This is a genomic window from Streptomyces sp. WAC05292 (assembly GCF_003949955.1).
In the GTDB taxonomy this organism is placed as follows: domain Bacteria; phylum Actinomycetota; class Actinomycetes; order Streptomycetales; family Streptomycetaceae; genus Streptomyces; species Streptomyces globosus.
Window position 1 is genome coordinate 1 of the sequence record NZ_RPSE01000384.1, and the last position, 5,978, is coordinate 5,978.

A 5,978-nucleotide genomic window follows, 5' to 3' on the forward strand; every position below is an offset into this window, starting at 1 on the left:
GTCCTCGCGGACGGCACCCGCATCCCGGTCCCCGCGTCCGGCCGGCCGCGGGGACCGGGATGCGGGTGCCGTCCGCGAGGACCGCGACCGCGGGGACCGCGTGGGCGGGGACGGCGCCGGCCTCGAACACCCCGTACGGCTGGGCCGGCCCGGGCGGGGCGGTCACGTGGAAGCCGGGGTAGCTGCCGAGGGCCAGTTCGACGGCGGCCGAGGTCAGGGCCCGTCCCACCCGCTCGGCCGACGGGTCGCGGACCGCCAGCCGCAGCAGGGCGCTCGCCGCCTCCTGCGTGTCGGCGTCCTCGTGGTCGGTGCGGGCGAGCGTCCACCGCGCGGTGGCCACCGGGGCCAGTGCGTCCGCCAGTTGCTCCCGGACGAGGGCCGCCTTCGCCTCGATGTCCAGGCCCGTCAGGACGAAGACGACCTCGTTGCGCCAGCCGCCGATGCGGGTCACCCCCACCTTGAGGGTGTCCGGCGGCGGCTCCCCCGCCGTGCCGGTGACGGCGACCCGGTCGGGTCCGGCGTCCGAGAGGCGGACGGTGTCCAGCCGGGCGGTGACGTCCGGGCCCCGGTAGCGGGCGCCCTGCGTCTCGTACAGGAGTTGGGCCGTGACCGTGCCGACGGTGACCGCGCCGCCCGTCCCCGGGTGCTTGGTGATCACGCAGGAGCCGTCCTCCGCGATCTCGGCGAGGGGGAAGCCGGGGCGCCGCACGTCGTGCGCGGTGAAGAACGGGTAGTTCCCGCCGGTGGCCTGCGTGCCGCACTCCAGGACGTGGCCCGCGACGACGGCCCCGGCGAGCCGGTCGTGGTCGTCGGCCGCCCAGTCGAACCACCAGGCGGCCGGGCCGGAGACCAGGGCCGCGTCCGTGACCCGGCCCGTGACCACGATGTCGGCGCCCGCGCGCAGGCAGGCCGTGATCCCGGCGCCGCCGAGGTAGGCGTTGGCGGTCAGCGCGCCCTCGCCCCAGGGCATCAGGTCGTCGCCCTCGACGTGCGCGACGGAGACCGGGACGCCGGCCCCGGCGGCGAGTCCGCGGACCGCTTCGGCCAGCCCGGCCGGATTGAGGCCCCCCGCGTTCGCGACGATCCGCACGCCCCGCTCGTGGGCGAGGCCCAGGCAGTCCTCCAACTGCCGCAGGAACGTTTTCGCGTAGCCTGCGGCCGGGTCCTTCAGCCGGTCCCGGCCGAGGATCAGCATGGTCAGTTCGGCCAGGTAGTCCCCGGTCAGGACGTCCAGCGGGCCGCCGGTGAGCATCTCCCGCAGGGCCTCGAAGCGGTCCCCGTAGAAGCCGGAGGCGTTCCCGATGCGCAGCGGGCGCCGGGGCACCGGTCCGCCCGCGCCGCCCGGTCCGCCCGCGGCGCCCGGTCCGGCCGCGGCGCCCGGTCCGGCGCCCGTCACCGGGCGGTCCGGGGTGCGCGGCCCGGTCCCGGGGGGCCGGCGAAGGCCTGGGCCGCGTCCAGCCAGCGGTCGGCGTCGGCGCCCTCGGCCGCCAGGGCGAGGTCTGCGCGGTGGGCGCGCCGGGTGACCAGCAGGCAGAAGTCCAGGGCGGGCCCGGTCACGCGCTGGGCGGCGTCCGGCGGCCCGTACACCCACGGCTCCCCGCCGTCCGGCGGGACCAGTTCGACGCGGAACTCCTCCGCGGGCGGCGCGAGTTCCCGCACGGAGAAGGCGTAGTCGCGGGCCCGCACCCCGATCCGGGCGACGTGCCGCAGCCGGGCGGTCGGGGCGCGGCGCACGCCGAGGGCGTCCGCGATGTCCAGGCCGTGGGCCCAGGTCTCCATCAGGCGGGCGCTCGCCATCGACGCGGCCTTCATCGGCGGCCCGTACCAGGGGAACCGGGCGTCGGCCGGGGCCGCCGCAAGGGCGCCGTCGAGTTCGGCGCGGGTGGCGCGCCAGCGGGCCAGCAGTTGCGCCGGCGCCAGCGCGGCGCCCTCCTCGGCGCCCTCGTCCACGAAGGTCGCCGGGGAGCGCAGGGCGGCCTCGACGAGGCGGGCGAAGCCGGGCCCGTCCGTGAGGGAGACCAGGGCGGCCCGGTCGGTCCAGTGCAGGTGGGCTATCTGGTGGGCGACGGTCCAGCGGGGGGCGGGCGTGGGCTTCGCCCAGGCGGCGTCCGGAAGACCGCTGACGAGGGCTTCGACTTCCAGGCCCTCCTCGCGCAGATCGGCGAGGACGGCGGCGGGCGGATCGAGTGGCACGACGGGGCTCCCCTCTCGGCGTGAGGGGAAGAGTGGCAGCGCGCGGCAAAACAATCAAGCATGCTTGCATGATTTGGCGGAAGAACACCGCGTTCCCGCCAGAGGCGGCAACGACCGCGCACCCTGCCGGACTTGGGCCCGCGACACGGATCCGGCAGGTGCCCCGGGCCGCGGCCCCGTACGCGCGGGGGCCGGGATCCGGCCGTACACCGCGAAGGCGCGAACACGTGCCGTAGCGGTACGGATACTGAACGCTTCGGCCCCCCGCTCCCGGCCCGGCCGGGCCCCGGCACCGCACCGCACCGCCGTCCACGTCACCCGACGCACGTCCACGTCACCGACGCAGAGGATGAACAAGCCGTGACCCCAGCCGACTTCTCGCTCCACCCCGACCTCGACGCGACCGCCCTCTCCGCGTTCACCGCCGCTCTGGAGAGCGGCGACACCGACGGCCTGCCGCCCGCCCGCGCCGCCCAGGCCGCCGACTGCCGCGCCGCCGCCTCCTTCGGCCGCGTCAAGGTCGCCGGGGCCGAGGGACACCTCCTGGACGGCGCCCTGTGGCGGCACCCCGGCAGCGCCCCGCGGCCCGTCGTCGTGATGCCCTCGCCGTGGAGCGACCTCGGCTGGCTCGCGTACGCCGTCCAGGCGAGCGTGTTCGCGGCCCGCGGGTACAACGTCCTCGCCTACAGCGCCCGCGGGTTCGGCGACTCCGAGGGCGAGGCGGACGTGGCCGGGCCGCTCGACACCGCCGACGGCAGCCGCGCCCTGGACCACCTCGTGGAGCGCACCGCCGGGCCCGTCAGCCGCATCGGGTTCCTCGGCGAGGGGTACGGCGCGGCCATCGCCCTGCTCACGGCCGCCCACGACAGCCGGGTCGACGCGGTGGCCGCGCTCAGCGGCTGGTGCGACCTCGGCGAGGTCCTCGTCGAGAACCGGACCCGGCACACCGCCGCCGTCGAGGCGCTGCTGCGGTCCGCCGGCCGGGCCCGCCTGAGCCCGCGCGCGCAGAGCGTCTTCGAGGACGTCGCGGCGGGCCGCGACATCGGGGCGGTGCTGCGCTGGGCGGCGCAGCGCTCGCCGTCCGTGCACGCCAAGGAGCTCGCGCGGCGGCGGGTGCCGGTCTACTTCTCGCACGCCTGGCACGAGACGCTCTTCCCCGTCAACCAGACGCTGCGGCTGTTCGAGGAGCTGGCCGGGCCGAAGCGGATCGACCTGTCCGTCGGCGACCACGCGGGCCCGGAGGCGGCAGGGCTCGCCGGGCTGCCGAACCGGATCTGGGCCACCGCGCACCGCTGGTTCGACCACCACCTCCAGGGTGCCGCGAACGGCATCGGCGAGGAGGGCGAGGTGCTCGGCGAGGTCATGTGGTCCCGGACCCTGGAGCCCCGCCCCACCTGGCCGTCCGTCACCGACCACGTCCGCCGCCTCTACCTGGCCGACGGCGGCGAACTGGCCGACGCGCCCGAGGCGGGCTGGAGCGCGGGCGCCGTGTGCGGGGTCGACACGCCGGCGGTCGTCGCCGACGCGGTCGCCCGGTCCGCGGACGCGGAGCTGGCGGGCCTGCCGCGGACGTACCCGACCGGGGAGATCGACCGGGCCGTCGCCGCGGTGTGGGTGGCGGACCCGGAGCCGGAGACGGCCCGGCTGCGCGGCACGCCCCGGCTGCGGGTCACGTACCGGACGGCGAACCCCCGCTCCGGGTTCGTCGCGTACCTGCTGGACGTGGCGCCGGACGGGACGGGCCGCCTCGTCACGCACGCCCCGTACGCCGACCTGGACTCGGCCCCGGGCAGCCTGGTCGTCGCGGACGTCGAGCTCCAGGCGACCGCGTACGACGTGCCGCGCGGGAACCGGCTGATGCTGGTGGCGGCCGCCCGCGACCCGTTCTACGGGGACGTCAACCCGCCGCGCGCCACGCTGGCCTTCACCTCCCCGGAGGCGACGCCGTCGTACCTGGAGCTGCCGCTGGGCTGACGGCGCGGCTGCCGGGCCGCGGCGGTCAGGCGGGCCGGTCCACGCCCGCGCGGGAGCGGACCGCGCCCATGCTCGCCGCGATGACCAGCGCGATGGCGAGGGCGTCGAGCGCGCCGAGCGCCTGCCCGAGGACGAGGAACCCGGCGGTCGCCGCGATGGCCGGCTCCAGGCTCATCAGGACCGCGAAGGTCGGGGCCGGGAGCCGGCGCAGCGCGAGCAGTTCGAGGGTGTACGGCAGCACCGAGGACAGCACGGCGACGCCCGCGCCCAGCGCCAGCGTGCCCGGCTCCAGCAGCGCGGAGCCGGCCTCGGCCACGCCCAGCGGGAGGACGAGGACCGCGGCGACGGCCATGGCGAGGGCCAGGCCGTCCGCCTGCGGGAAGCGGCGGCCGGTGCGGGCGCTGAAGACGATGTACGCCGCCCACATCGCGCCCGCGCCGACCGCGAAGGCGGCGCCGAGCGGGTCGAGGCCGCCGAAGCCGCCCCCGCCGTGCCCGGCGAGCAGGGCGACGCCGGCCAGGGCCAGCGCGGCCCACAGCAGGTTGACCAGGCGGCGGGAGGCGACGACGGACAGCACGAGGGGGCCGAGCACCTCCAGGGTGACGGCCGGGCCGAGCGGGATCCGGTCGATGGCCTGGTAGAAGAGCCCGTTCATGCCGGCCATGGCCACCCCGAAGGCGACGACGGTGCCCCAGTCGGCGCGCGTGTACCCGCGGACCTTCGGGCGGCACAGGAGCAGCAGCACCAGCGCGGCCGCCGCGAGGCGCAGCGCCACCACGCCCGATGCCCCCGCCCGCGGCATGATCACGACGGCGAGGGCGGCGCCGAACTGCACGGAGACGCCCGCGGCCACGACCAGGGCGACCGGGCCGAGGCGGGCGCCGCGGCCCGCGGCCGGGGCGGACACGGCGGCCGCCGCGGCTTCCGGTTCCGGACCGGCGCAGGCGGCGGGGCCGGCGGGCGTGCCCGCGGGGCCGGCCTCGCGGCCGGCCGGGCGGGCGGGGGCGGAGTGGGGCACTGAGCTTGCTGCCGAAGGGCCGGCGGGTGGTACGGGCATCCCTCCAGCCTAGGCCCCCGTAAGGAGCGTCGCAGCATGTGCTTCCTTACAGCGGTCGCTCCGGCTGCCCCTGCTGAGGATTCCGCTCCGGCAGGGCGCCGGCCAGGGCCTCGGCCAGGTGGACGGCGCGCGCCCCGCCGCCCAGCTCGGCGATCTGCGTCCGGCAGGAGAACCCGTCGGCCAGGACGACCGCGCCCGGCGGGGCGGCGCGCAGCGACGGCAGCAGCTGCTCCTCGGCGCAGGCCCGCGACACCTCCAGGTGCCCGCGCTCGAAGCCGAAGTTCCCGGCGAGGCCGCAGCAACCGCCGCTGAGCCCGCCCTCCAGCCCGGCCAGCGCGCGCAGCCGCCGGTCGGCGGCGTCGCCGAGGACGGCGTGCTGGTGGCAGTGGGTCTGCCCGACCGCCGGCCGGTCCACGCGCGGGGGCCGCCAGTCGGGCGCGTACTCCTGGAGCGCCTCGGCGAACGTCCGCACGGCCGCGGCGAGGCGTTCCGCCCGCGGGTCGCCCGGCAGCAGCGCCGGCAGGTCGGCGCGCAGGGCGGCCGCACAGCTCGGCTCCAGGACGACGACCGGCCGGCGGACCGGGCCGACCGCGTCCAGGGTGCGGCGCAGCACGGCGCGGGCCCGGTCCAGGCGGCCGGTGGACACGTACGTCAGCCCGCAGCACACCCGCCCCCGCGGCACCCCGACCCGCAGCCCGGCCGCCTCCAGCACCGCGACGGCCGCCCGCCCGGCCTGCGGCGCCAGGTACTCGGT

General features: G+C 78.0%; 5 protein-coding genes. 1 reads left to right on the top strand and 4 read right to left on the bottom strand.

Annotation, left to right across the window (positions count from 1 at the left end; genetic code table 11):
- On the bottom strand, positions 1-1,252 hold a 1,252-nt coding region (locus tag EF903_RS27265; RefSeq protein WP_399421802.1), incomplete at its 3' end, for an acyclic terpene utilization AtuA family protein.
- A gap of 140 nt (positions 1,253-1,392) precedes the next feature.
- Complete coding sequence (locus tag EF903_RS27270) at positions 1,393-2,193, bottom strand: TIGR03084 family metal-binding protein (RefSeq protein WP_185902845.1); 801 nt, start codon at positions 2,191-2,193, stop codon at positions 1,393-1,395.
- Between the two features lie 360 nt (positions 2,194-2,553).
- On the opposite strand from EF903_RS27270, the gene EF903_RS27275 reads away from it, so the two are divergent.
- Positions 2,554-4,167: a CocE/NonD family hydrolase gene (locus tag EF903_RS27275; protein ID WP_125547563.1), complete on the top strand. Its 1,614-nt coding sequence runs from the start codon at positions 2,554-2,556 to the stop codon at positions 4,165-4,167.
- Positions 4,168-4,192: 25 nt separating this feature from the next.
- Here the strand turns inward: EF903_RS27275 and EF903_RS27280 are convergent, their stop codons facing one another.
- Together EF903_RS27280 and EF903_RS27285 are read right to left on the bottom strand one after the other, a co-directional pair.
- Positions 4,193-5,185 carry a DMT family transporter gene (locus EF903_RS27280; RefSeq protein ID WP_260615996.1) on the bottom strand — a complete coding sequence of 331 codons (993 nt, stop codon included), beginning with the start codon at positions 5,183-5,185 and terminating at the stop codon, positions 4,193-4,195.
- 85 nt (positions 5,186-5,270) lie between these two features.
- A partial coding sequence (locus EF903_RS27285) for a (Fe-S)-binding protein (protein ID WP_148142582.1) occupies positions 5,271-5,978 on the bottom strand: 708 nt, incomplete at its 5' end.